Raw genomic sequence first — 25,280 nt, 5'->3', positions numbered from 1 at the left:
GCCGATCCTACGGCCGTCCGGCCCGCAGCCAGCGCCCGGAAAGCGCCCGCCACCCGACGAACAGCAACCGCAACACCAGCGACACGGTCAGTCCCGACCATATTCCGGCAAGCCCCCAGCCGAAGGCCAATGACAACCACACCAGCGGCAGGAAGCCGACCAGCGCGCTGATCACCGTGGCGGTACGCATGAAGGCCGTGTCACCGGCGCCCAGCAACACCCCATCGAGGGCGAAAACAATTCCGGCGATGGGTAATTGGGCCACCAGAAACCACCACGGCACCCTGATAGCGGCCAGCACCGCACCATCGTTGGTGAACAGCCCCGGCAGCTGGCGCGCACCCAGTGCCAGTCCCCCGGCCAGTACGGTGGCAGCGGCCACCGAGAACACCGTGACCCGGACGGCCACCGACTTGGCATGTCGGACGTTGGATGCACCCAACGCCGCACCCACCAACGCCTGCGCGGCGATCGCCAGCGAATCAAGGGCCAACGCCAGGAAGTTGAACAGCTGCAACACGATCTGGTGGGCGGCCAACGCTGCGGCCCCGAATCGTGCCGCGACCGCGGCGGCCGAGACGAAGCTGGCCTGAAATGCCAGCGAGCGTGCGATGAGATCGCGTCCCATGACCAGTTGCGCCCTCAGCACGGCACCGTCGAGCCTGCATGACACCGGTTCAGAGCGCAGGGCACGCAGGAACAACAACGCAGCAAGCCACTGGCCCGCGCAGTTGGCCACCGCCGATCCAGCCAGGCCCCAGCGCGGCATGCCCAACGCCCCGAACACCAGCAGCGGGCACAGCAGTGCCGAAAGCGCAAAGCCGGCAACCACATAGCGCGGGGGCCGCGACGTGTCCTGCACACCGCGCAGCCAGCCGTTTCCGGCCAGCGACACCAGGATCGCCGGAGCGCCAAAAATGGCGATCCGCAGCCAAGGCAGGGCAGCTTGCGCGATGCTGTCACGCCCGGCGACGATCGAGACCAGCGGCTCTGCCACGGCCTGCACCACCAGCACGACCAGCACGCCCAGGCCAAGGGCCAGCCAGGTGGCCTGCACCCCCTCGGCGACCGCGGCGGAGCGATCGCCGGCACCGAAGTGCCGCGACGATCGCGCCGTCGTTCCGTACGACAAGAAGGTGGCCTGCGAGGCGACCAGACTCAGGATCAGCCCGCCGATCGCCAGGCCGGCCAGGCCCAGGGCGCCGATCCGACCCACGACCGCGGTGTCGAACAGCAGATACAGCGGTTCGGCGGCCAATACCACCAAGGCCGGCAGAGCCAGCGCAGCGATTCGCTTTGCCCCGGCGCCGGGCTGGTCAGCCAAGGCGGGCGACCAGCGCGGCGACCACGTCCTGCGCCGTGCCGGTTCCGGTGTACCCGGCGGCCAGCCGGTGCCCGCCGCCGCCGAATGTCACAGCCACGGCGCTCAGGTCCACCGCCGACTTGGCGCGCATCGACACCGCCCAACATCCCGGAGCGGTCTCCTTGAACACCGTCGCCACCTCGGCCTGCGCGGTGGTACGCACGATGTCGACGATGCTCTCCGCCTCCTCGGGCCGCGCCGCGGTCCATTCGGCATGGTCGACCACCGCATAGACCAGCCCGCGCCCGCCCACCGCGTCGGGAAGCAACCGCGCGCCCGCCAGCACCCGCGACAGCATGGTCAGCCAGCCGAACGGGTGGGAGTCCATCACGGCCCGGCTGACCGCTGCGTTGTCGACTCCGGCGTCCACCAACCGCGCTGCCAGCCGGTGCGCGCGGGCACTGGCCCACCGAAACGACCCGGTGTCGGTGGCCAGCCCCGCATACAGACAGTGCGCCACGTCCGCATCGATCGGTTCGCCCCAGGCGTCGATCAGCTGCGCCACCATCATCGTGGTCGAATCCGCTGTCGCGTCAACGAAGTTGGCGGTGCCGAACAACTGATTCGACGCGTGATGGTCGATCACCAGCAGCTCGCGTCCGTCAGCCAACTGCCCCAGCTCCCCCAGCCGATCCGCGCTCGAGACGTCGACTGTCACCACCAGATCGACGTCGCGACGCATCACATCGGCACCGACCAGCAGGTCGCCGCCCGGCAACGACCGCAGTGACTGCGGCAACGCCTCAGGCCGGGCGAAACTGACTTCGACCGCCTTGCCGCGCCGTCGCAGGACCGACGCCAGCGCCAGCCCCGCACCGATGGTGTCGGCGTCGGGATTCACATGACAGATCACCGCCAGCGTGCTCGCGCCCGCCAGCAGTTCCACAGCTTCGGCGGCGTTGACGCGCCGGCCCGTGGGCAGCGGGTCAGTCGGCCGACTGCTCACCGTCACCGCTGTGGTCGGCACCCTCTTGCCCGGGTGCCTCGCGATACGGATTGGGGTCCCCGACCGGTACCTTGCCCTCTCGTATCCGGGCCAGGTCGGCGTCGGCGGCCCGGGCGGCGGCCAGCAGTTCCTCCATGTGAGCGGCGGTGTCCGGCACCTTGTCCAGGACAAAAGACAACGTGGGGGTGAACCGCACACCGGTGCCTGCGCCCACCTTGGTCCGCAGGGTTCCCTTCGCACGTTCCAGTGCCGCGGCCGCGCCAGCATAGTCGGGCTCGTCCTGCAGAGTTTGCCCGCGCACCGTGTAAAACACGGTGGCGTCGTGCAAGTCCCCCGTGACCTTCGTGTCCGTGACGGTCACGAAGGCCAACGGCGGATCCTTGATCTCGAACTCGATGGCCGAAGCGACGATGGTCCCGATGCGCTTGGCAAGCCGGCGAGCTCGGCCTACGTCGACCACGACTAGGTCCGCGCCTTCTCGACGAGCTCGTAAGCCTGGATGACGTCGCCTTCCTTGATGTCGTTGTAGGTCAGCGTCAAACCACATTCGTAGCCGTCGCGGACCTCGGTGACATCGTCCTTCTCCCGGCGCAGCGAGGAGATCGTGACGGTCTCTGCCACCACCACGTTGTCACGCAGCAGCCGCGCCTTGGCGTTGCGGCGCATGATGCCCGAGGTGACCAAACAACCGGCGATGTTGCCCACCTTGGAGGAGCGGAACATCGCGCGAATCTCGGCGCGCCCCAGTTCCTTCTCCTCGTAGATCGGCTTGAGCATGCCCTTGAGCGCGCTCTCGATCTCGTCGATGGCCTGGTAGATAACCGAGTAGTACCGGATCTCCACACCCTCGCGGTTGGCCAGCTCGGTGGCCTTGCCCTCCGCACGCACGTTGAACCCGATGATGATCGCGTCCGACGCCGAGGCCAGGTTGACGTTGGTCTCGGTGATGCCACCGACACCACGGTCGATGACCCGCAGCTGCACCTCGTCGTCGATCTGGATTCCCATCAGGGCCTCTTCCAGCGCCTCGACGGTACCGGCGTTGTCGCCCTTGAGGATCAGGTTCAGCTGGCTGGTTTCCTTCAGCGCCGAGTCCAGGTCCTCCAGCGAAATCCGCTTGCGCGAGCGCGCCGCCAGCGCATTGCGCTTACGCGCGCTGCGCTTGTCGGCGATCTGGCGAGCGATCCGGTCCTCGTCGACCACCAGCAGGTTGTCGCCGGCACCGGGCACCGAGGTGAACCCGATGACCTGGACGGGCCGCGACGGCAGCGCCTCTTCCACGTCGTCGCCGTGCTCGTCGACCATGCGCCGCACCCGGCCGTAGGCATCGCCGGCGACGATCGAGTCGCCGACCCGCAGCGTGCCGCGCTGGATCAGCACCGTGGCCACCGGACCGCGGCCGCGGTCCAGGTGAGCCTCGATCGCCACACCCTGGGCCTCCATGTCGGGGTTGGCCCGCAGGTCCAGGGCGGCGTCAGCGGTCAGCAGCACCGCCTCTTCCAAGGCCGCGATGTTGGTGCCCTGCTTGGCGGAGATGTCGACGAACATGGTGTCGCCGCCGAAGTCCTCGGCAACCAGTCCGTACTCGGTGAGCTGCCCCCGGATCTTGGCCGGGTCGGCACCTTCCTTGTCGATCTTGTTGACCGCCACCACGATCGGCACGTCAGCAGCCTGGGCGTGGTTGATGGCCTCCACCGTCTGGGGCATCACACCGTCGTCGGCGGCCACCACCAGGATTGCGATGTCAGTGGCCTTGGCGCCACGGGCACGCATGGCGGTGAACGCCTCGTGACCGGGGGTGTCGATGAACGTGATCAGACGCTCGGAACCGTCGAAGTCGACCGACACCTGGTAGGCGCCGATGTGCTGGGTGATGCCACCGGCCTCGCCCTCGCGGACGTTGGCCTTCCGGATGGTGTCCAGCAGTCGGGTCTTGCCGTGGTCGACGTGACCCATGACGGTCACCACCGGTGGCCGGCTCTGCAGGTCCTCCTCGCCGCCCTCGTCTTCGCCGTAGGTCAGGTCGAAGGACTCCAGCAGTTCGCGGTCCTCGTCCTCGGGCGAGACGACCTGCACCACGAAGTTCATCTCGCTGCCGAGCAGCTCCAGCGTCTCGTCACCCACCGACTGGGTGGCGGTGACCATCTCACCGAGGTTGAACAGCGCCTGCACCAGGGCAGCTGGGTTCGCGTCGATCTTCTCGGCGAAGTCGCTCAGCGATGCGCCGCGGGCCAGCCGGATGGTCTCGCCGTTGCCGTGCGGCAACCGCACACCGCCGACGACCGGCGCCTGCATGTTCTCGTACTCGGCGCGTTTCGCCCGCTTCGACTTGCGTCCCCGCTTGGGTGCGCCGCCGGGCCGGCCGAAGGCACCGGCCGCGCCACCGCGCTGGCCGGGACGGCCACCGCCGCCCCCGCCGCCGGGACGCCCCCGAAACCCTCCGGCGCCGGCGCCCGCGGGGGCACCCCCGCCGCCGGGACCGCCGGCACCGCCACCGCGGTAATTACCGCCCGGACCGCCGCCGGGACCGCCCGGACGGCCACCGGGGGCACCGGGTCGACCACCGCCGCCGACCCCGCCGCCGGGGCCGGTGCCGCAGCTGCCGGCGGCGGGGTCTCGGCCACGGCCGCGGGCGCGGCCGGAGCGGCCGGAGCCGCTGGAGCTGCCGGAGCCGCGGGCTTGGCGGCGGGAGCGGCGGGCTTGGCGGCCTCACCGTCACCGGCGGGGGCCGGTGCCGGCTTCGCCGGTCCTGGAGTCGCCGTCGGGGCCGAAGCGGCCTTGGCGGGCGCCGAGGCCGCGGGCGCTTCGGCCTTCGGTGCGGGCTTACCGCCGCCGAAGGACTCGCGCAGCCGTCGCGCGACGGGGGCTTCCACGGTTGAGGACGCCGACTTGACGAATTCGCCCTGCTCGCTCAGGCGGGCGAGGACTTCCTTACTGGTGACACCGAGTTCCTTAGCCAACTCGTGTACGCGGGCCTTTGCCACTACATCTCCTGTCTATGAGGCGACAGCGGTGGTGGGCCGCGCCTCGGGTTTAGCTATGACGCATGGTCATCGGGACTTCACGGTGTGCTCATGTTCTTCGCTACCTGTTCTGTTGACCGGGGCGGTGAGCCGATCTTCGAATCCCTCGAAGTACTCTTCCACCCCGGATACATCCGGAGAACCGCTGATCCGCAGCGCGCGCACGAATGCCCGTCTCCGAATCGCCGCGTGCAGGCACTCCGATGCGGGATGCAACCACGCACCCCGCCCCGGTTGGTTGCCCGCGCGGTCAATGATCACGGCACCGTTGCCGTTCTCGGTTGACACCGCGACCACCCGAAGCAATTCGACGGTCAACGCACGTTTCCGGCATCCGACACACGTGCGCACCGGTCCATCTGGGGAACGGTGCGTCCGCGAGGCGGCTGTCGAAGTCTCGCGCTGGATCACGGCTCAGTCTACCCATACAACGGCGATCACCCGAACCACCCGAATCCGAACCCGACAGTGCGCCACTGGGTGCGCTAGTCGCGTCCCGCTCAGGCTTCGTGCGCCACGCCCTGGCCGGCCTCATGCTCAGCGCCATTGGCACCGGGCTCCGGGATGTCACTGCGGATATCGATGCGCCAGCCGGTCAGCCGGGCAGCCAGCCGGGCGTTCTGACCTTCCTTGCCGATGGCCAATGACAGCTGGAAGTCCGGAACCACCACTCGCGCGGCCCGGGCAGCCTGGTCGATCACGGTCACCGACATCACCTTGGCGGGAGACAGCGCATTGCCGACGAACCGCGCCGGGTCCTCGTCGTAGTCGATGATGTCGATCTTCTCGCCGGCCAGTTCGCTCATCACATTGCGCACCCGCTGACCCATCGGACCGATGCAGGCGCCCTTGGCGTTCAGCCCGGGAACCTGCGAGGCCACCGCGATCTTGGATCGGTGACCGGCCTCGCGGGCGACCGCGACGATCTCCACCGACCCGTCGGCGATCTCGGGGACCTCCAAGGCGAACAGCTTGCGGACCAGATTCGGGTGCGTACGCGACAGCTCGATACGCGGTTCGCGCGGGCCCCGAGTCACGCCGATCACGTAGCAACGCAGCCGGTCGCCGTGCTCGTAGGCCTCGCCGGGTGCCTGCTCTGCGGGGCGGATGACGCCGTCGAAGCCCTTGGCCTCGGTACCGAGTCGTACCACGATCACACCGCGGGCATTCTCCCGGGCGTCGCGCTGGACGACTCCGGCAACGATGTCGCCCTCCCGGGCGGAGAATTCGCCGTAGGCCTTCTCGTTTTCGGCGTCCCGCAGCCGCTGCAGGATCACCTGGCGGGCCGTCGTTGCAGCGATTCGACCGAAGCCCTCGGGCGTGTCGTCGTATTCGCTGATCACGTTGCCGTCGTCGTCGATCTCGCGTGCCAGCACCCGCACCACGCCGGTCTTGCGGTCGACGTCGATCACCGCGTCGGCCTGATGACCTTCGGTGTGGCGGTACGCGGTGAGCAACGCCGATTTGATCGTGTCCACGACCACGTCGACCGAGATGCCCTTGTCTGCCTCAATCGCGTGCAGCGCGGCCATGTCGATGTTCATGCTCCGGCCTCCCTTCCCGCCTCGGGGGCCGCTAGGCCCGCCAATTCCAACTCACGTTCGCTCGGCCGCGAGAATTCGACTTGCACCACCGCTCGGCTGATTTCGCTCAGTGGCAGCCGCCGACGATTCCAGTCCCGCCCGGCGCGCACCACCAGCGTCAGGACGTCGTCATCGACGACGCCCACGCGACCGGTCAGACCCGACCCGTCGGACAGCGTCAGCTCAACTTTGCGACCGTGCGCGCGCCGAAAATGCTTCGCGCTGGTCAGCGGGCGGCCCACTCCGGGCGAGCTGACCTCCAGCACGTACTGGCCGTCGAATTCCAGGGTGTCGAGCAATTCTGACGCCGAGCGCGCCAATGCCGCGGCGGTGTCCAAATCCAGTGGGGCGTCACCATCGGCGACCACGATGATTCGCGGTAGCGGGTCTTGATCGTGGACGACGACGTCTTCGATCTCGAATCCGGCGCGGGTGAACTCAGCATCGAGCAGCTCGATCACCTGTGTCTGGGAAGGTAGCCCGGTGGCCACGGCGAGCTCCTCATCTTGAGTTGTCCTTCTCGGCGCGTTCCCACGCGCCAGGCGCGGCCGGGAACCAGTTATCAACGATACGCCGTGGGAAACACAGCCACAGCAAACCGGCAAAAGCGCCCGTCAGCGTACCGCGACCCATTCCCGGCCACGTCGCGTCCTTGCCGCGCGGTCGCAATGGCAGGATGTCAGGGTGCCTGGCCCCTTGTACGCCATCGACCGACGGCGCGTGCTCACCGGCGCCGGGATGCTCGCCTTACTGGCCGTTGCGGCGCCGGCCTGCAGCTCGGCTCCCAAGGCTCCCGTTGTGGACGACCTGGAGGCACAACGACAGCTCGCACTGCGCGACAGTGAGCTGGCCGCGGCGGCGGCAGCAGCATTGACCGACCCGGACTCCAAGGCGCTGGCCGCAGCACTGGATCAGGTGTCGCAGGAGCGAACTGACCATGCCCGGGCGCTGGCGGCCGAGATCGCCCGCGCCGTTGGCAAGTCGCCGGCGGACGAGACCGAAACCACCACGCCCAATGCCGCGCCGGATGCGCCCGCTCCGACGGTCTCGCAGGTGATCAACGCATTGCGGGGCGCCGCCGACAGCGCCGAGAAGCTGGCGGTCGACTCGTCGGGTTACCGGGCCGGGCTGCTGGCCTCCATCGCCGCGGCGTGCACGGCCAGCTATGCGGTCGCCTTGGTGGCACAGGCATGACATCTCCCGCACCCCGCCCGGCCTCCGGCCCCGAGGCGGCCCTGACCGATGCGCTGGTTACCGAATACGGAGTCGTCTACGGCTACGGGCTGGTGTCGGCGTACTCGCTGCCCGAATTCAACGATCTGGTGGTCACCACCATCCGTCAGCACCGCGAACGCCGGGACCGCACCATCGCGCTCCTGACCAGCCGCGCTGTTGCCGTCCCGCCGGCCGCCGCCGGATATCAGTTGCCCATTCCGGTGACCACGTCTAACGATGCCCTGCGGCTGGCGGTCCGAATGGAAAACGACACCGCGGCAGCCTGGCGTGCGGTCGTCGAGCAGGCCAGCGAGGCCACCGACCGCGAGTTCGCGGCGACCGCACTCGGCCAGAGCGCCGTGCTCGCCGCGCACTGGAACCGCGCGCTGGGGAATTGGCCGATCACCCAGGCTTTCCCGGGCGGGACGGACTGAGCTAGCCGACCTTCCCGCGAACCGCAGCCAAGATCTGCCCGGCCAACTCGGCGCCGACGGCAAGTTCCCGCTTCTCCCCGGAGAAACGATCCCGCAGTTCGACGACCCCGTCGGCCCAACCGCGGCCGACCACCACCACCAACGGCATGCCGAGCAGTTCGGCGTCCTTGAACTTCACTCCGGGTGACGCGGTGCGGTCGTCGAAGAGCACCTCCAGACCAAGCCGGTCCAGTTCGGCGGCCAAGTCGGTCGCGCCCGCGCGCGCGGCCTCGTCCTTGTTGGCGATCACCACGTGCACGTCGAACGGAGCGACCTGCGACGGCCAACGCAGGCCCAGCTCGTCATGCTGCTGTTCGGCGATGACAGCCACCAGCCGGGAGACGCCGACGCCGTAGGAACCCATGGTGAGCCGCACCGGCCGACCATCCTCGCCGAGCACGTCGACCGCGAACGCGTCGGTGTACTTGCGGCCCAGCTGGAAGATGTGCGCGATCTCGATGCCCCGGGCGCTGACCAGCGGGCCGGCCCCGTCCGGTGACGGGTCCCCGTCGCGGACCTCGGCCGCCTCGATGGTGCCGTCGGCATGGAAATCGCGCCCGGCTACCAGCCCTACGACGTGCTTGCCGGGTGCGTCGGCGCCGGTAATCCAGCTGGTGCCGTCCACCACACGGGGATCGACCAGGTAACGTACCCCGTTGTCCTGCAGCGCTTTCGGCCCGATGTAGCCCTTCACCAGGAAGGGGTGTTTGGCGAAATCGCCGTCGCCGAGCAGTGCGTACTCGGCGGGTTCGAGCGCCGCGCCGAGCCGCTTCTCATCGATCTCGCGGTCGCCCGGGACCCCGATGCCCAGCAGCTCCCAGTCGCCGTCGGGCTGGCGGACCTTGAGCAGGACGTTCTTGAGGGTGTCGGCGGCGGTGACACTGCGACCCAGCGCGCCGTTGGCCCACTCCACCAGGGTGGCGATCGTCGGAGTATCGCCGGTGTCGTGAATCTGCGGCTCGGCCAAGCCATCGACCGGTCGCGGCTCGGGGCGGGCGGTGGTCACCGCTTCGACGTTGGCGGCGTAGCCGGACTCGTGGCAGCGCACGAAGGTGTCTTCACCGACCGCGCTCTCGGCGAGGAATTCCTCGGAGGCTGATCCGCCCATGGCACCCGAGACCGCGGAGACGATCACATACCGCACCCCTAGCCGGTCGAAGATCTTCTGATAGGCCGCCCGGTGCGCCTCGTAGGCAGTGGCTAGACCGGCGTCGTCGACGTCGAAGGAATAGGAGTCCTTCATCACGAATTCCCGGCCGCGCAGGATGCCGGCCCGCGGCCGCGCCTCATCGCGGTACTTGGTCTGGATCTGGTACAGCACCACCGGGAAGTCCTTGTAGGAGTTGTACTCCCCCTTGACCGTCAGGGTGAACAGTTCCTCGTGGGTGGGGCCCAGCAGGTAGTCGTTGTCGCGACGGTCCTTGAGCCGGAACAGGCCGTCGCCGTATTCGGTCCAGCGGTTGGTGGTCTCATACGGTGCGCGCGGCAGCAGCGCCGGGAACAGGATCTCCTGGCCGCCGATGGCGTTCATCTCCTCGCGGACCACTCGCTCGATGTTGCGCAGCACCCGCAGACCCAGCGGCAGCCAGCTGTACAGACCGGGTGCGATCGGCCGGATGTAGCCGGCCCGGATCAGCAGCTTGTGGCTGGGGACTTCGGCATCGGCGGGGTCGTCGCGCAGGGTGCGCAGGAACAGTTCGGACATCCGGGTGATCACAGCGGGAGAGCCTATCTTCAGCCGCGAGCAGCCGCGGACTTGCCCGGCGCCCGTACAGCTCCCGGCCTCCACGACCGGCCCGCCGACGGGGATTCCCCCGCGCGGCAATTCAGCCTCCGGCCGAAGTTACAGGTTGCCGGCGCCGAAGGCGTCCTGCACGTCCTGGGCATGCGCGACCTGCTTGGCGGTGTAACCGATCAGCAGGGAGATCGCGCCGACCAGGACCGCCACCGCGGCCACCCACAGCAGGCCGTAGGTGTAGCCGGCGTCCAGCGCGGCGATCTGCGCGGGGTTCATAGTTTTGACCGGCATATTGGTGCCGCCGAGGTAGAGGGTGCGCGAGGTGATGACGGCCTGGATGATCGCCAGCACAATCGGGCCGCCGAGGTTCTGCAGCATCAGGGCGATCGCCGAGGTGGGGCCAATCTGGTCGAAGCCCACACCGGTGATCGCCGACAGGGTCAGCGGCACCACGATCATGCCTATGCCGAGACCGCCGAGCACGATCAGTGTGACGAAGTTCGGGAAGTACGGGAGGTTCCGGTCGACGGTCGAGCCGTAGATCATCGCCCCCAGCACCACGACGCCACCGGCGATCACCAGCGCCCGGGGCGGGAACCGGCGCACCAACTGGGAGGACGCCGCCAGGCCGATGCCCAGCCCGATGACGAAGGGAATGAACCCGACGCCGGCGCGCAGCGCGGAGTAGCCCATCAGATCCTGCACGTACAGGCCGATAGTCACGGTCACGGTGAACAACACCCCGCCGGCGAGGAAGATCGCCGCGAAGGTCGCCAGCCGGTTGCGGTCCTTGAACAGACTGAACGGCACCACCGGGTTCTCGGCGGTGCGCTCGACAACGGCGAACGCCAGCATCGCCACGATCGCGACCGCGCCCGAGCCGATGGTGAGGACGGAGATCCAGCCCTTCTCCGGGCCGATCGTGAACGCGAACACCGCCGCGGTGCAGCCCAGGGTCGCCAGCAGCGCCCCGGCCGCGTCGAGCTTCATCCGCTCTCGATGGGTCTCGGTCAGCGCGGTGCGAGCCAGGTAAATCATCAGCAGGCCGATCGGGACGTTGACACCAAAGGCCAGGCGCCACGACAACTCGGTCAGCGCACCGCCGACCACCAGGCCCATCACCGACCCGACGGCGGTCATCGCACCGAATACCGCGGTTGCGGCATTGCGGGCCGGCCCCTTCGGGAAGGTAGTGGCGATCAGCGCCAGTGCGGTCGGCGAGGCGATGGCCGAGCCGACGCCCTGCAACAGTCGCGCGATGACCAGCGTGGGGGCATCCCAGGCCACCGCGCACAGGACCGACGCGATGGTGAACAGCGCAACCCCGCTGATGAAGGTGCGCTTGCGGCCGATGGTGTCGCCGAGTCGGCCGCCGAGCAGCATCAGCCCGCCGAAGGTCAGCACGTAGGCACTGATCACCCAGCCACGGCCGGCGTCGGACAGGCCCAGATCGTCTTGGATCTTAGGGAGCGCGACGATCGCGACAGTGCTGTCCATGGTGGCCAGCAACTGCATGCCACCGATAGCGATCACGGCGTAGATAAAGCGACGAGAAGGCAGCCAGGACGACACATACTTGCTGGTCCGGCTCACCAGTTCGGAGCCGGTGCGCCCTCGGGGAGCCGCCCCGCCCGCACCTTCGGACAACTGCGCGGTCGCCCGCCCTGCATCATCGAGTGCAGTCATAAGCGGCTACCCTACAGTAATATTAAGAGCTGTTTAAACCCCGAAACCGGCGACGGCCCCGATAATCACGATCGCGGGAGGCCGGATGCCCTCCGCGCGGATCTTCTCGGGCGCGTCGGCCAGGGTCGCTCGCAACGTGTGCTGGGCCGGCGTGGTGCCGTGCTGCACCACTAGAACCGGTGTATCCGCAGGTCGCCCGCCCTTTTGCAGCACGGCACTGAACTGCTCGATGCGTTCGATGGCCATCAGCAACACGATGGTTCCGCGCATTGCGGCCAGGGCATCCCAATTCACTAACGATTCGGGATCGTCGGGCGCAACATGCCCGCTGACCACCACAAACTCGTGGTTCACGGCCCGATGCGTGACCGGCACCCCGGCCAAGGCCGGGACCGCTATGGCACTGGTCACACCTGGCACAACCGTCACCGGGATGCCGGCGTCGGCGCAGGCCAGTACCTCCTCGTAGCCGCGCGCGAACACGAACGGGTCGCCGCCCTTGAGGCGCACCACGAACTTGCCGGCCTGGGCGCGGTCGATCATCAGCGCGTTGATGGCGTCCTGCGCCATTGCCCGCCCGTAGGGGATCTTGGCGGCGTCGATGACTTCGACGTTCGGGGGCAGTTCGGCGAGCAGTTCGGGTGGGGCGAGCCGGTCGGCCACCACGACGTCGGCGTGCGAGAGCATGCGACGGCCGCGCACCGTGATCAGTTCCGGATCGCCGGGTCCGCCACCGACCAACGCCACACCGCCGCGCACCACGTCCGATGTCGCCTCTGCCGCCGCAGTGATTGTGCCGTTCTGCAGGGCCTCCCGGATCGCCGAGCGGATCGCTGCCGACCGGTTGTGCTCGCCGCCGGCCAGGACGCCCACCGACAGCCCGGAGTAACCGAAGGTAGCCGGGGTCACCGCAGATCCCTCGACGGCCAGATCGGCGCGCACACAGAAGATCTGGCGACGGTCGGCTTCCGCCACAATCGCGGCGTTGACCTCCGGGTCGTTGGTGGCCGCGATGGCGTACCAGGCATCAGCCAGATCCCCGTCGCGGTAGGTGCGCGGGACCAGCGTGATGCCGGGCAGCGCTTCGACCGCCGGGGTGGCGCTGGGTGCGATCACCAGCACCTGCGCGCCGCTGTCCACCAGCAGGGGAAGTCGTCGCTGCGCGACGCTTCCCGCGCCCACAACAACAACCTTGCGGCCGGCCAGCCGTAAACCAGCCAGGTAGGGGTTCTCGGTCACCCGATAACTCTAGTGGTCTCAACACAGCTGAAGCTGTTGGCTGCCCCACTCCCACACTTGCTCGAACAAGGCAGGTTCGTCGGAGAGTCGCCTGCCCAGCGAGGGCACCATCTCTTTGAGCGTCGGCAGCCAGTCGGCGAACGTCCCGGCGAAACAGCGCGCCAGTACCTCCAGCATGGCCGGCACCGCGGTCGAGGCCCCGGGCGAGGCGCCGAGTAGTCCCGCGATGCTGCCGTCGCCGGCGCTGACGATCGTGGTGTCGAAATCGAGCTGTTCGCCGCGGATCACCTGCACCCGCTGGCCCGCCCGGATCTCATGCCAGTGCGCGTCATCCGCATCCGGCAGAAATTCCCGCAGCGCCTCGACACGGGTGGCGTGCGTTCGCCGCAGTTGGCCGAGCAAGTACCCGACCAGTTCGCGCTCCCGGATCCCGGCGCCCAGCAGCGACCGCACGTTGTCGAAGCGGACCGACCTCGGCAGGTCCGTGGACCGACCGTGTTTGAGGAACTTCGGCGACCAGCCGGCAAACGGTCCGAACAGCAGCCAGGACGCTCCGTCGACCATCCGGGCGTCCAGGTGCGGAGCGGTCGTCGACGGCGCGCCCGGGACCGGGGCGCCGTACACCTTGGCGCGGTGTGCGGCGGTGAGCTCGGCGTCCCCGCAGCGCAGGAACACCCCGCCGATCGGGAAGCCGCCGAAGCCCCGCACTTCGGGGATTCCCGAGCGCTGCAGCAGGCCCAGGGTCGCTCCCCCGGCGCCGACAAAGACGAACTTGGCATTGAGCCTTCGGGTTTCACCGGTTCGCCGGCTGGCCAGACGCAGCGTCCAGCTGCCGTCGGACTCCCGGCCCAGCGAACGCACCTCGTGGCCGAAGAGCACCGCGGTGCCGTGACGCACGCCGTAGCCGATCAGCTGGCCGGTCAGCGCACCGAAGTCGACATCGGTGCCGTGCGGAGCCCAGTCCAGGGCCACCGGCACGTCGGGGTCTCTCCCGGCGGCCATCGCGGGCAGGCGCGCGGCGAATTCACCGAAGTCGGTGATGAAGTCGGTGCCGGCGAACAACGGGTTGCCGGCCAGCGCACGATGACGCCTTCGCAGGTAATCCACGCCGTCGGCGCCGTGCACGAAGCTGACGTGCGGGATCGGCTGCACGAAGTCACGCGGATCCTCCAGCAGGCCGTTCTCCACGGCATACGCCCAGAACTGCCGGGTCACCTGGAACTGCTCGTTGACGCGCACCGCTTTGGCGATATCGATCGAGCCGTCGGGCCGCTGTGGTGTGTAGAACAGCTCGCACAGCCCCGCGTGGCCGGTGCCGGCGTTGTTCCACGGATCGCTGCTCTCGCCGGCGGCGGAATCCAACCGCTCGACGACGGTGATCGCGGCATCGGGTTCCAGGCGGCGCAGCATCGCCCCCAAGGTGGCGCTCATGATGCCCGCGCCGATCAGCACAACGTCGGTCATCTCGGTCGCAGCCGATGGGGACACGCCCCTCAGATTAGCCCGCACACCCTTTAGGCTGACGCAATGGAGAGCTACGACCTGGCGATCATCGGAACCGGTTCGGGCAACAGCATTCTCGACGAGCGCTACGCCGACAAGCGGGTGGCGATCTGCGAACAGGGCACTTTCGGCGGCACCTGCCTCAATGTGGGCTGCATCCCGACCAAGATGTTCGTCTACGCCGCCGAGGTGGCCAAGACGGTGACCGAGGCGTCGCGATACGGGATTGATGCTCACATCGACGGCGTGCGCTGGAACGACATCGTCTCGCGGGTGTTCGGGCGGATCGACCCGATCGCCGCCGGCGGCGAGCAGTATCGCCGCAGCCTGCGAGGCGTCGACGTCTACGGCGAGCACACCCGGTTCGGTCCGGTCGGCTCCGACGGCCGGTACCTACTGCTCACCGCCGGCGGTGAACAGTTCAGCGCCGACCAGGTGGTGATCGCGGCCGGGTCGCGCTCGGTGGTGCCGCCGGTTATCGCCGACAGCGGGGTCCGCTACTACACCAGCGACGACGTGATGCGGATCGCCGAGCTGCCCGAGCACTTGGTGATCGTCGGCGGCGGCTTCATCGCCGCCGAGTTCGCCCACGTGTTCTCCGCCTTAAGTGTCCGGGTGACCGTGGTGATCCGCGGCTCGACTTTGCTGCGGCACTGCGACGAGACCGTGGCAGAACGGTTCACCCGGATCGCCGCGGCCAAGTGGGAGCTGCGCACGCATCGCAATGTGGTCGCAGCGCGCAACGATGGCGCTGGCGTCGTCCTGGAGCTTGACGACGGCTCGGTCCTGCGGGCCGATGCGATGCTGGTGGCCACCGGACGGGTTCCCAACGGTGACCTGCTGGACGCCGAGCAGGCCGGTGTCACGGTCGCCGGCGGGCGGATAAGCGTCGACAAATACCAACGAACCTCGGCGCGCGGAGTTTTCGCGCTCGGCGATGTGTCCTCGCCGTATGAGCTCAAGCACGTCGCCAACCACGAGGCCAGGGTGGTGCAACACAATCTGCTGTGCGACTGGGACGACGTGGACTCGATGCGGATCACCGATCACCGTTATGTGCCGGCCGCGGTCTTCACCGATCCGCAGATCGCGGCGGTCGGATTGACCGAAACAGAGGCCTTGGCAAAGGGTCTCGATATCTCGGTGAAGATCCAGGATTACGGGGACGTCGCCTACGGCTGGGCCATGGAAGACAGCACCGGATTTGCCAAGCTGATCGCCGAACGCGGCACTGGACGGCTGCTCGGAGCGCACATCATGGGCTACCAGGCGTCGTCGATCATCCAGCCGCTGATCCAGGCGATGAGCTTCGGTCTCACCGCGCCGGAGATGGCCCGCGGTCAATACTGGATCCACCCAGCGCTGCCCGAGGTCATTGAGAACGCGCTACTTGGGCTCCACTGAAAGGATCGGAGATGAAGTCCACCCTGCTGTCTCGGCAAGACCTCGATTTCCTGCTGTTCGACTGGCTGCGCGTCGACGAACTGACCAGTCGGGACCGATTCTCCGAGCACTCCCGAGAGACCTTCTCCGACACGCTGGATCTGTGCGAACAGCTGGCGACCCGCTATTTCGCCCCGCACAACAAGAAGAGCGACGCCCACGAACCCACCTTCGACGGGACGACAGTCACCATCATCGGTGAGGTCAAGGAGGCACTGGCGGCCTGCGCCGAGGCCGAGCTGACCGGCATGGCCATGGACTACTCGTTGGGCGGTGCGCAGCTGCCGGCAACGGTGGCCCAGGCCGGCTTCGCCTGGCTATTCGCCGCCAACGTCAGCACCGCCGGCTACCCGATGCTGACCATGGCCAACGCAAACCTGCTCGCCAAGTTCGGCAGCGAAGAACAGATCACCGCCTTCGTCAAACCCATGCTCGCCGGCCGCTTCTTCGGGACCATGTGCCTGTCGGAGACCCAGGCCGGATCATCGCTGGCCGACATCACCACCCGCGCGGAGCCGCGCGCCGACGGCACCTACCGGCTGTTCGGGTCCAAGATGTGGATCTCCGGCGGTGAACACGAACTGACCGAAAACATCGTCCACCTGGTGCTGGCCAAGATCCCCGGCGGTCCGGCCGGCACCAAGGGAATCTCGCTGTTCATCGTGCCGAAGTATCTGGTGAATCCCGACGGCACGCTGGGTGAGCGCAACGACGTCGTGCTGGCCGGGCTCAACCACAAGATGGGCTATCGCGGAATCACTAACACCGTGCTCAACTTTGGCGAGGGCGGCCACCAACCCGGCGGCGAGCCGGGCGCAGTCGGCTATCTGGTCGGCGAGGAGCACCGTGGCTTGACCTACATGTTCCACATGATGAACGAAGCCCGCCTGGGCGTGGGTATGGGTGCGATCGCGCTGGGTTACACCGGCTACCTGAAGTCGCTGGAGTACGCACGCAGCCGGCCGCAAGGCCGACCGGCGACGGCGAAAGACGCTGCGGCGCCGCAGGTTGCGATCATCGAACACGCGGATGTCAAGCGGATGCTGCTGGCCCAGAAGTCCTATGTCGAGGGGGCGCTCGCGTTGGCGCTGTACTGCGCGCGGCTCGTTGATATCGCGCACACCGCCGAATCCGACCAGGAACTCAAGCACGCTACCGCCCTGCTGGATATCCTCACCCCGATTGCCAAGAGCTGGCCGTCGCAGTGGTGCCTGGCCGCCAACGACCTGGCGATCCAGGTGCACGGCGGCTACGGCTACACCCGCGAGTACGACGTGGAGCAGCACTACCGAGACAACCGGCTCAACCCGATCCACGAGGGCACCCACGGCATCCAGAGTCTGGACCTATTAGGCCGCAAGGTAGTACAGCACGACGGGGCCAACTTGGCCGCACTACACCAGGCGATGACCGAGAGCACCGCCGCCGCTCATCGGGCCGGCGGCGAATTAGCCGCTATGGCCGCCCAACTCGACACGGTGATCCAGCGGCTGGTGGCGGTCACCGCGGGCATGTTCGCTGCTGGTGACATCGATGCCGCCCTGGCCAACAGTGCGATCTACCTGGAAGCCTTCGGCCATGTGGTGATCGCCTGGATCTGGCTGGAGCAATTGTTGGCCGCCGAGGGTCGCACCGGGGACTTCTTCGACGGCAAACGCCAGGCGGCCCGATATTTCTTCCGCTACGAGCTGCCGAAGACCGGTCCGCAACTCGACCTGCTGAAAAGCCTGGATCGCACGACCCTGGAGGTGCAGCCCGACTGGTTCTGACCCGCGATGTTCAGGGCGTAAAAACCACCCGAGTACCCGACGGTTCCCGCTGAGCCCAAACCCTTTCGACGTCTGCCAAGGGCTGGCGCTGGGTTGTGAGCTGCACGTGGCCGCCGGCGAGCATGCCGAACAGCCGCGGCAGGAACTCCTGGTTGGCCTGCCGCAGCACCTCCATCGGCACGCTGCCGAGGCCGACGCCACGCAGCGTCACCGCGGCGCTGCGCAGAATGCCACCGGCGAGGTTAATGGTCGGGCCGGCCATGGTGCCAACCTGGACGAATTGGGTGGCGTGGGCGACGGCGCCCAGGCCCTGGTTACCCAAGGCGGCCAACACCTGTTCGGCCGGCTCGCCCCACAGATAATCGATGACCGCATCGAAGGGCCGATCGCGGTGTGCCGCAGCTACCCGGGCCGCCAAGTCGTCGTGTCCCAAGCGGATCACCTCATCGGCGCCGACGCTACGCAGCCAGTCGAGCCGGCCGGCGTCGCGCCCCACGGCAACCACCCGCTGCACCCCGAACTCGGTTTTGGCCAACTGAACCGCCAGCGACCCGGTGACGCCCGTCGCGCCCAGCACCAACACGTGATGCTCGGGGCGGACACCCGCGGCATGCCGTAGCGACACCCACGCCGACACACCGGGATTGGGTGCGGCCGCGGCGAGTACCGAGTCGATGCCGTCGGGCAGCTCGACGGTCCGGCCCGGGGGCATCAGGGTACGTTCGGCCATCATGCCGTACGGGGATACGGCTGTACCGTAAACCCGGCGCCCGTCGGCCAGACGAGCCACGCCGTCCACGCCGGCCACCCCGGGCAGCACCAGACCCGAACTGCCATAGTGTTTCCCGGACACCAGCCCACGGGTCAGGTTGGTCAGGGCCGCCGCCTCCACCGTCGCGACCACCGCATCATCCCGCGCTTCGGGCTCGGGGAAATCGGCGTATACCGGCGCCTGCCCCAATGCCTCGATCACTGCTGCCTTCATCGACGCCTCCCTTTGGTTTCTTTGGAAACCATACCCTGGGACGGGGCGGCGTGGCAATATGGTTTCGGTGAAAACCAAATCGGACGTGGTCGCTCGAATCGGCGAACTGGTCCAGGCCGTGGGCGACAAGTTCGACGACTCCGACGGCGACGCCGAGCGCGACTTCATGGCTCAGCACTGTCCTCGGCGGCTGGAATCAGTGGTGCGCGAACTACCCACCCTGAGCGTGCACCTGCTCGATCACGTCGGCGACGATCCGGTCAACATCGTCACGCTCGCAGCCCGCTCGGGCCAGCTCAAGGGCACCGTGTCCAAGCATGTACAACGACTGGAGGCGGCCGGACTTGTCGAACGCCAGCCGGTGCCGGGCAACCGCAAGGAGATCGCCCTGCGCCTCACCCCGGACGGCCGCATCGTCGCGACCGCCCACCGGCGCCTGCACGATGAGATGAACCTGGGCATGAGCGATTTTCTTTCCCGCTACACCCATGCCGAGTTGGCGACGGTGGCGAAGATCCTCGGCGATCTGCTGGCCACTGAGCGCGTGGGCGTGCGGCTGGCGCCTTAGCCGAGCGACCCCAGTATCTGGCCGATACCGAATGTGAACCGGGCGTCATAGTCGGCCGAAAGGAAATCGTCCAGTACCGCATGCAGACTCGGCAATTCGCTCTCGCCCACGACATCCTGCAGGGCGTCGGGCAATGCATCGGGGGCGCGCTGCTCCTCTTGAACCAGGCCCAGGGTGAAGTAGAAGAGGTTCCACGCCGTCCAAGCCACTGCCCTGGACTCCGCGCCGCCGGCCAACAAAATGGCAACCAGCCGGTCACCGAAGGCCAGCGTCGACGGCAGGGCCGGAAAAGTGCCGGCGACGACCAGTGCGCCGTCGCGGTGCCGCAGCATGGCCCCACGCAGGCGGCCCAACAGCTGGGCCGCCCGCTGGCGCCAGTCGCCACGCAACTTATCCAGCGCGGCCTCGCCCACGATGGCGTCGGCCATCAGCTCAAGCAGCCGGTCCTTAGTGCCGATGTGCCACATCACGGTGTTCATGCTGACGTTGAGTTCCGTTGCTATCGCTCGCGTGGAGAGCTTCGCGATGCCCTGTCCATTCAGCACTTCGAACGAAGCTCGGACGACGTCCTCGATGCTGAGGCCCGCCTTCGCCCGGACAATACCTTGCTTCTTGTTCACTGACCAAGTATACAGGGATATCAAACTCTTGGTCAGTGATAGAGAGGAGAGATCCATGCAGGCCGACCCGACCTTTGACACGATGTACCGCAGCGAGCAGGCAACCGCGGGGGTGGTTCCGTGGGATATCGGTGGACCGCAGCCGGTGGTGCAAGAACTCGTCGCCCATGGCGCGTTGCGCGGAGAAGTGCTGGATCCGGGCACCGGCCCCGGGCACCACGCAATCTATATTGCCTCGCAGGGATATTCGACCACCGGTATTGACGCATCGCCGGCGGCAATCGACCAGGCCAGGCGCAATGCTCAGCGCGCGGGGGTGACGGTGGACTTCCGAGTAGCCGACGCAACCCGGCTGGCGGAGTTCGAGGGCAGGTTCGACACCGTCGTCGACAGCGCGTTTTATCACGTCTTCGCCCACGACGAGCAGTTGCAGGCGCGTTACATCCAGGCACTGCACCGGGCGACGGCTCCTGGCGCGCGGCTGTTCATGTTCGAGCTCGGGCGTCACAATCTCAACGGCCTGAAGTTCGACGGCCTGCCGGCCGACAATTTCAAGCGGATCCTCGACGCGAACGGCTGGCGCCTGGATTACCTGGGCACTTCCACCTACGTCGGCGATTTCGGCGCGCAGGCGTTGGACTTCCTTTCGCAGATGGATTCCGACGACGGTGTCGCGCCGCAGATGAAATCCCTGCCGGAGCAACTGGCGGCGTTGGAACCGCTACTGGAAAACCATCGGGTTCATCTGCCGGTGTGGTCGGTAGTGGCCAGCCGCCGGGATTGATGCCACCGCCTTATGCCACTGGGTTCACCCCGCACCAACCGTTACCACCACCCAGAAAAACTCCTGGGCGACAAGGACTCCGGGGACGACGATGGCCCGTAGTCAGCGGATTACAGCGGCGTCACGTAGGCCGAGCTGATCCCGCCGTCGACCAGGAACGTCGAGCCGGTGATGAACGAGGCGTCATCGCTGGCCAGGAAGGCGACCGCGGCCGCGATCTCCTCCGGCTCGGCGAACCGGCCCACCGGGACGTGCACCAGCCGGCGCGCGGCGCGCTCCGGGTCAGCGGCGAACAGCTCCTGCAGCAGCGGGGTATTCACCGGCCCGGGGCACAGCGCGTTGACCCGGATGCCCTGCCGGGCGTACTGGACCCCGAGCTCACGGGACATGGCCAACACGCCGCCCTTGGAGGCGGTGTAGGAGATCTGGGAGGTGGCCGAACCCATCACCGCCACGAACGATGCGGTGTTGATGATCGAGCCCCGCCCGGCGGGCGCCATGTGCCGCAGCGCCGCCCGGCAGCACAGGTACACCGACTTCAGATTGACGTCCTGAACCCGTTGCCAGGCCGGCAGTTCGGTGGTTTCGATCAAGTCATCGTCGGGCGGTGAGATGCCGGCGTTGTTGAAGGCGATGTCCACCGAACCGAAGGTCTGGGTCGCGGTGTCGAACAGCGCATCGACTTGGTCCTGATCGGACACGTCGACCTGAACGAACAGGCCATCCAGCTCATCGGCCACCGCGGTACCCGCCGCCTGGTCGAGGTCGCCGACCACGATCTGGGCTCCTTCGGCCCGCATCCGCCGCGCGGATGCCAAGCCGATTCCGCCACCGGCGCCGGTCACCACGGCAACCCGTCCGGCCAGGCGTTGGGTCAGGTCGGTCACTGCGTCTCCTTCACTGCGATGAATACGTTTTTGGTCTCGGTGAACGACAGCGGGGCATCCGCACCCAACTCCCGGCCCAGCCCCGACTGTTTGAAGCCCCCGAATGGAGTGGTGAAACGCACCGAGGAGTGCGAATTCACCGACAGGTTCCCGGCTTCCACCGCCCGCGAGACACGCAGCGCCCGGGACAGGTCGTTGGTCCAGATCGAACCCGACAGCCCATAGACGGTGTTGTTGGCCATGGCGATGGCGTCAGCCTCATCCTCGAACGGCAGCACCGTCACCACCGGGCCGAAGATCTCCTCGGTGACGCATCGGTCGGTGGCCGCCGGTGTTAGGACCGTGGGCGGGAACCAGAAACCGGGGCCGGTGGGCGCCTGACCGCGGAAGGCGACCGGCGCGTCGTCAGGCACGTAGGAGGCCACCTTCTCCCAGTGCGGGCGCGAGACCAGCGGGCCCATCTCGGTGTCGCGGGACGTCGGGTCGCCGACCACGACGCCGGACACCGCGGGCTCCAGCAACTCCATGAAGCGGTCGTAGACGCTGCGCTGCACGAGGATCCGGCTACGTGCGCAGCAGTCCTGCCCGGCGTTGTCGAACACGCCGTAGGGCGCCGTCGCCGCCGCCTGCTCCAGGTCACAGTCGGCGAACACGATGTTGGCGCTCTTGCCGCCGAGTTCCAGCGTGACCCGCTTGACCCCGGCCGCCCCGGCCTGCAGCACTCGGGTGCCGGTGGTGGTGGAACCGGTGAACACGATCTTGGCCACGTCCGGGTGGGTGACCAGGCGCTCCCCCACCTCCGCGCCGCGGCCGGGCAGCACCTGCAGCAGGTCGCCATCCAAACCCGACTCCGCGGCCAGTTCCGCCAGACGCAGTGTGGTCAGCGGCGTCCATTCGGCGGGTTTGATCAACACCGCGTTTCCGGCGGCCAGCGCCGGCGCGAAACCCCACGCGGCAATCGGCATCGGGAAATTCCACGGGGTGATGATCCCGACGACGCCGAGCGGCTCGTGAAAAGTGACGTCGAGCCCGCCGGCAACCGGTATCTGCTTGCCGGACAGCCGTTCCGGGCTGGCGGCATAGTACTGCAGCACGTCTCGGACATGCCCGGCTTCCCATTCGGCGGCCGACACCGGATGACCGGAGTTGGTGACCTCGAGCGCGGCCAGCTCGTCGATGTGGGCGCCGACCACCGCGGCGAAGTCCCGCAGCGCAGCGGCCCGCTCGGCCGGGGCGCGTTTGGCCCACCGCTTCTGGGCGGCCTGTGCACGGCGCACCGCGTCGTCGACGGCGGCAACGTCGACGTGGTCGACGGTGCCGAAGACCGCCCCGGTGGCCGGGTTGATCAGTTCGTGAATCATTCGCTCACCCGTGCCAGCGCGTACTTGCCCGCCTCGGCCACGATCGCGGCGAACAGCCGCTGATCGTCCGGGGATTCCTCGGGATGCCACTGAACCGCGAGCACGAAGTCCTCCCCGGGAAGCTCGATCGCCTCGATGACCCCGTCGTCATCGCGCGCACTGACCACAAGTTTCGCACCCACCTCGGCGATCGCCTGATGGTGGTAGCACTGCACCTGGCAGGTGTCGCCCAGGAGTTCGGCCGCCCGGGTGCCGGCCACGGTGCGCACCGGCATCGGGGTGAAGACGCCATTACCGGCGCGGTGCCCGGAGTTGCCGATGACGTCAGGAAGATGCTGGTGCAGCGTCCCGCCGAGGGCCACGTTGAGCACTTGGGCGCCACGGCAGATGCCCAGCACCGGCATGCCGCGCCGCATCGCCTCGGCCAATAGAGCGAATTCCCATGCGTCCCGGGTGTTGTCGGGACGATCCGTCTCGTCGTGCGGCTGCTGACCGTACTCGAGGGGGTCGAGGTCGCGGCCGCCGGTGATCACCAGGGCGCTCACACCGGCGAGCACGCGCGCCGCGATGTCGGGCGTCACCGGCTGCGGCGGCAGCAGCACGGCGATTCCGCCGGCGCCGGTGATGCCCTGGATGTATTGGCCAGGCAGCAGGCCTGCCCGCACATCCCAGACGCCGAACTTCGCTCGGTCCAGATACGTCGTCAGTCCGACGACCGGGCGAGCGGGCTCAGAAGCGTTCAAAGCCCCGGACCCTCTCCCAATCGGTCACCGCGGTGTTGAATGCGTCCAACTCGACTCGGGCGCTGTGCAGGTAATGCTCGACGACCTCGTCGCCGAACGCCTTGCGCGCGACCGCCGATTCGGCGAACAGGTCCATGGCCCCGCCCAGCGTGGTGGGCAAGTGCGGCAGCCCGGCCCGGTAGGCGTCGCCGTCCACCGGCTCCGGCAGACAGAGCTCGTTGTCGATGCCGTGCAGCCCCGCCGCGATCAGCGCCGCCACCGCCAAATAGGGGTTCACATCGCCGCCGGGCACCCGGCACTCCATCCGCATCGAGTCGCCACGGCCGAGAACCCGCAGCGCACAGGTGCGATTGTCCAGGCCCCACGCAATCGCCGTAGGAGCGAAGCTTCCCCCGACGAATCGCTTGTAGGAGTTGATGTTCGGTGCATAGCACAGGGTCAGCTCGGGCAGCGTGCCCAGCACTCCGGCCAGGAAGGCGCGGAACAACGCCGACATGCCGTGCGGTGCGGCCGGATCGGCAAAGACCGGGGATCCCTCGGTGCTGCGCAGCGACAAGTGCACGTGGCAGCTGTTGCCTTCACGTTGGTCGAACTTCGCCATGAACGTCAGGCTCTGGCCGTGCTGGTCGGCGATCTCCTTGGCGCCACTCTTGTAGACGCTGTGGTTGTCGCAAGTGGTCAGCGCATCCTCATAGCGGAAGGTGATCTCCTGCTGGCCGGTGTTGCACTCCCCCTTGACGCCCTCGCAGCGCAGGCCCGCGCCGGTCATCCCCAGTCGGATGTCGCGCAGCAGCGGCTCCAGCCGAGTGCCGGCGACCAGACCGTAGTCGGCGTTGTAATCCGTTCCCGGTGTCAGCCCGCGATACCCGCTAGCCCACGCCTGCCGGTAGCTGTCCTCGAAGACCAAGAACTCCAGTTCCGTTGCGGCGTAGGCAACCAATCCGCGCTCGGTCAGTCGGGCGATCTGGGCGGCCAGGATCTGGCGGGGCGCTACCGTGACCGGGCTACCGTCCGGCCAGTGTGCGTCGGCCAGCACGTGGGCGGTTCCGGGCAGCCACGGAATGCGCCGCAGTGTCGCGAAGTCGGGTTTAAGCACCAGGTCGCCGTAGCCGGTTCCCCAGTCGGCAATCGAGTAGCCGGGGACCGTGTTCATCTCCACGTCGACCGCCAGCAGGTAGCTGCAGGCTTCCACGCCGTGTCCGGCGACCTCGGCAAGAAAGTGCTCGGCCGCGACTCTCTTACCTACCAGCCGGCCCTGCATGTCGGCGAATGCCACGACCACGGTGTCGATCTCGCCGGAGGTGATCAGTTGTTGCAGCTCCGTAGGGGAGAGCATCGCGGGCCGGGTCAT

22 protein-coding genes and 1 pseudogene are annotated in these 25,280 nt (G+C 67.8%); 6 read left to right on the top strand and 17 right to left on the bottom strand.

The features are described 5' to 3' along the window. Nucleotides 1–7: 7 nt before the first annotated feature. The 7 genes and pseudogenes from BN4346_RS34910 to rimP form a co-directional block, all read right to left on the bottom strand. Nucleotides 8–1,324 carry an MATE family efflux transporter gene (locus tag BN4346_RS34910; RefSeq protein ID WP_067971996.1) on the bottom strand — a complete coding sequence of 439 codons (1,317 nt, stop codon included), beginning with the start codon at nt 1,322–1,324 and terminating at the stop codon, nt 8–10. After that, nucleotides 1,317–2,309: a DHH family phosphoesterase gene (locus tag BN4346_RS34905; RefSeq protein WP_407695078.1), complete on the bottom strand. Its 993-nt coding sequence runs from the start codon at nt 2,307–2,309 to the stop codon at nt 1,317–1,319. The genes BN4346_RS34910 and BN4346_RS34905 overlap by 8 nt, the downstream gene beginning before the upstream one ends. After that, nucleotides 2,290–2,769, bottom strand: coding sequence for a 30S ribosome-binding factor RbfA (gene rbfA / locus BN4346_RS34900; RefSeq protein ID WP_067971989.1), 480 nt, complete (start codon nt 2,767–2,769; stop codon nt 2,290–2,292). Before rbfA ends, BN4346_RS34905 begins: the two co-directional genes overlap by 20 nt. Nucleotides 2,770–2,771: 2 nt before the next feature. Beyond that, nucleotides 2,772–5,293: pseudogene (gene infB / locus BN4346_RS34895) on the bottom strand (translation initiation factor IF-2). 66 nt (nt 5,294–5,359) lie between these two features. Continuing rightward, nucleotides 5,360–5,650: a YlxR family protein gene (locus BN4346_RS34890; protein WP_327344375.1), complete on the bottom strand. Its 291-nt coding sequence runs from the start codon at nt 5,648–5,650 to the stop codon at nt 5,360–5,362. A gap of 182 nt (nt 5,651–5,832) precedes the next feature. Further along, the gene (gene nusA, locus BN4346_RS34885) at nt 5,833–6,876 is read right to left on the bottom strand and encodes a transcription termination factor NusA (protein ID WP_067971978.1); all 1,044 of its coding nucleotides are present in this window, start codon (nt 6,874–6,876) and stop codon (nt 5,833–5,835) included. Further along, on the bottom strand, nt 6,873–7,406 hold the full coding sequence (rimP, locus tag BN4346_RS34880; protein WP_067971974.1) for a ribosome maturation factor RimP: 534 nt from the start codon (nt 7,404–7,406) through the stop codon (nt 6,873–6,875). Before rimP ends, nusA begins: the two co-directional genes overlap by 4 nt. Nucleotides 7,407–7,653: 247 nt before the next feature. Here rimP and BN4346_RS34875 point away from each other — a divergent pair, with 247 nt between their 5' ends. Together BN4346_RS34875 and BN4346_RS34870 are read left to right on the top strand one after the other, a co-directional pair. Beyond that, nucleotides 7,654–8,109 carry a hypothetical protein gene (locus tag BN4346_RS34875; protein ID WP_096867687.1) on the top strand — a complete coding sequence of 152 codons (456 nt, stop codon included), beginning with the start codon at nt 7,654–7,656 and terminating at the stop codon, nt 8,107–8,109. After that, nucleotides 8,106–8,564, top strand: a complete 459-nt coding sequence (locus tag BN4346_RS34870; RefSeq protein ID WP_067971969.1) for a ferritin-like domain-containing protein — start codon at nt 8,106–8,108, stop codon at nt 8,562–8,564. Before BN4346_RS34875 ends, BN4346_RS34870 begins: the two co-directional genes overlap by 4 nt. A 1-nt stretch (nt 8,565) precedes the next feature. Here BN4346_RS34870 and BN4346_RS34865 read toward each other — a convergent pair whose 3' ends face one another. The 4 genes from BN4346_RS34865 to mqo form a co-directional block, all read right to left on the bottom strand. Next, nucleotides 8,566–10,320, bottom strand: a complete 1,755-nt coding sequence (locus tag BN4346_RS34865) for a proline--tRNA ligase (RefSeq protein ID WP_067971967.1) — start codon at nt 10,318–10,320, stop codon at nt 8,566–8,568. Nucleotides 10,321–10,446: 126 nt separating this feature from the next. Beyond that, nucleotides 10,447–12,027 carry an MFS transporter gene (locus BN4346_RS34860; protein ID WP_067971964.1) on the bottom strand — a complete coding sequence of 527 codons (1,581 nt, stop codon included), beginning with the start codon at nt 12,025–12,027 and terminating at the stop codon, nt 10,447–10,449. 33 nt (nt 12,028–12,060) lie between these two features. Beyond that, nucleotides 12,061–13,266 carry a uroporphyrinogen-III C-methyltransferase gene (gene cobA, locus BN4346_RS34855; RefSeq protein ID WP_067971959.1) on the bottom strand — a complete coding sequence of 402 codons (1,206 nt, stop codon included), beginning with the start codon at nt 13,264–13,266 and terminating at the stop codon, nt 12,061–12,063. An 18-nt stretch (nt 13,267–13,284) separates the two neighbouring features. Continuing rightward, the gene (gene mqo / locus BN4346_RS34850; protein ID WP_067971956.1) at nt 13,285–14,730 is read right to left on the bottom strand and encodes a malate dehydrogenase (quinone); all 1,446 of its coding nucleotides are present in this window, start codon (nt 14,728–14,730) and stop codon (nt 13,285–13,287) included. Between the two features lie 63 nt (nt 14,731–14,793). On the opposite strand from mqo, the gene mtr reads away from it, so the two are divergent. Beyond that, nucleotides 14,794–16,173: a mycothione reductase gene (gene mtr / locus BN4346_RS34845; protein WP_067971953.1), complete on the top strand. Its 1,380-nt coding sequence runs from the start codon at nt 14,794–14,796 to the stop codon at nt 16,171–16,173. Nucleotides 16,174–16,184: 11 nt separating this feature from the next. Further along, nucleotides 16,185–17,981: an acyl-CoA dehydrogenase gene (locus tag BN4346_RS34840; RefSeq protein WP_067971950.1), complete on the top strand. Its 1,797-nt coding sequence runs from the start codon at nt 16,185–16,187 to the stop codon at nt 17,979–17,981. 10 nt (nt 17,982–17,991) lie between these two features. Here BN4346_RS34840 and BN4346_RS34835 read toward each other — a convergent pair whose 3' ends face one another. Continuing rightward, entirely contained in the window at nt 17,992–18,966 is a 975-nt protein-coding gene (locus BN4346_RS34835; RefSeq protein ID WP_067971947.1) for a quinone oxidoreductase family protein, read from the bottom strand. Nucleotides 18,967–19,033: 67 nt separating this feature from the next. On the opposite strand from BN4346_RS34835, the gene BN4346_RS34830 reads away from it, so the two are divergent. Continuing rightward, nucleotides 19,034–19,534: a MarR family winged helix-turn-helix transcriptional regulator gene (locus tag BN4346_RS34830; protein ID WP_067972447.1), complete on the top strand. Its 501-nt coding sequence runs from the start codon at nt 19,034–19,036 to the stop codon at nt 19,532–19,534. On the opposite strand, the gene BN4346_RS34825 is transcribed toward BN4346_RS34830, so the two are convergent. Next, nucleotides 19,531–20,154, bottom strand: coding sequence for a TetR/AcrR family transcriptional regulator C-terminal domain-containing protein (locus tag BN4346_RS34825; RefSeq protein ID WP_067971944.1), 624 nt, complete (start codon nt 20,152–20,154; stop codon nt 19,531–19,533). The genes BN4346_RS34830 and BN4346_RS34825 overlap by 4 nt on opposite strands. Before the next feature lie 55 nt (nt 20,155–20,209). On the opposite strand from BN4346_RS34825, the gene BN4346_RS34820 reads away from it, so the two are divergent. Next, entirely contained in the window at nt 20,210–20,938 is a 729-nt protein-coding gene (locus BN4346_RS34820) for a class I SAM-dependent methyltransferase (RefSeq protein ID WP_096867517.1), read from the top strand. Between the two features lie 110 nt (nt 20,939–21,048). Here BN4346_RS34820 and BN4346_RS34815 read toward each other — a convergent pair whose 3' ends face one another. The 4 genes from BN4346_RS34815 to BN4346_RS34800 are packed head-to-tail and all read right to left on the bottom strand — an operon-like array spanning nt 21,049 to nt 25,280. Continuing rightward, nucleotides 21,049–21,825, bottom strand: a complete 777-nt coding sequence (locus BN4346_RS34815) for a 3-oxoacyl-ACP reductase (protein ID WP_067971940.1) — start codon at nt 21,823–21,825, stop codon at nt 21,049–21,051. Continuing rightward, the gene (locus BN4346_RS34810) at nt 21,822–23,186 is read right to left on the bottom strand and encodes an aldehyde dehydrogenase family protein (protein ID WP_067971938.1); all 1,365 of its coding nucleotides are present in this window, start codon (nt 23,184–23,186) and stop codon (nt 21,822–21,824) included. The genes BN4346_RS34815 and BN4346_RS34810 overlap by 4 nt, the downstream gene beginning before the upstream one ends. Further along, on the bottom strand, nt 23,183–23,950 hold the full coding sequence (locus tag BN4346_RS34805) for a gamma-glutamyl-gamma-aminobutyrate hydrolase family protein (protein WP_067971934.1): 768 nt from the start codon (nt 23,948–23,950) through the stop codon (nt 23,183–23,185). The genes BN4346_RS34810 and BN4346_RS34805 overlap by 4 nt, the downstream gene beginning before the upstream one ends. Continuing rightward, entirely contained in the window at nt 23,916–25,280 is a 1,365-nt protein-coding gene (locus tag BN4346_RS34800; protein ID WP_067971931.1) for a glutamine synthetase family protein, read from the bottom strand. Before BN4346_RS34800 ends, BN4346_RS34805 begins: the two co-directional genes overlap by 35 nt.

The organism is Mycolicibacter icosiumassiliensis, assembly GCF_900078685.2.
Lineage (GTDB): Bacteria > Actinomycetota > Actinomycetes > Mycobacteriales > Mycobacteriaceae > Mycobacterium > Mycobacterium icosiumassiliensis.
This window is presented reverse-complemented; position numbering and strand designations above follow the sequence as displayed.

Bases quoted from the DNA above. Each gene is read 5' to 3' on its own strand.
- nusA (WP_067971978.1), bottom strand. From the start codon at position 6,876: ATGAACATCGACATGGCCGCGCTGCACGCGATTGAGGCAGACAAGGGC.
- BN4346_RS34875 (WP_096867687.1), top strand. From the start codon at position 7,654: ATGCTCGCCTTACTGGCCGTTGCGGCGCCGGCCTGCAGCTCGGCTCCC.
- BN4346_RS34870 (WP_067971969.1), top strand. From the start codon at position 8,106: ATGACATCTCCCGCACCCCGCCCGGCCTCCGGCCCCGAGGCGGCCCTG.
- BN4346_RS34860 (WP_067971964.1), bottom strand. From the start codon at position 12,027: ATGACTGCACTCGATGATGCAGGGCGGGCGACCGCGCAGTTGTCCGAA.
- mqo (WP_067971956.1), bottom strand. From the start codon at position 14,730: ATGACCGACGTTGTGCTGATCGGCGCGGGCATCATGAGCGCCACCTTG.
- mtr (WP_067971953.1), top strand. From the start codon at position 14,794: ATGGAGAGCTACGACCTGGCGATCATCGGAACCGGTTCGGGCAACAGC.
- BN4346_RS34840 (WP_067971950.1), top strand. From the start codon at position 16,185: ATGAAGTCCACCCTGCTGTCTCGGCAAGACCTCGATTTCCTGCTGTTC.
- BN4346_RS34835 (WP_067971947.1), bottom strand. From the start codon at position 18,966: ATGAAGGCAGCAGTGATCGAGGCATTGGGGCAGGCGCCGGTATACGCC.
- BN4346_RS34820 (WP_096867517.1), top strand. From the start codon at position 20,210: ATGCAGGCCGACCCGACCTTTGACACGATGTACCGCAGCGAGCAGGCA.
- BN4346_RS34810 (WP_067971938.1), bottom strand. From the start codon at position 23,186: ATGATTCACGAACTGATCAACCCGGCCACCGGGGCGGTCTTCGGCACC.
- BN4346_RS34800 (WP_067971931.1), bottom strand. From the start codon at position 25,280: ATGACCCGGCCCGCGATGCTCTCCCCTACGGAGCTGCAACAACTGATC.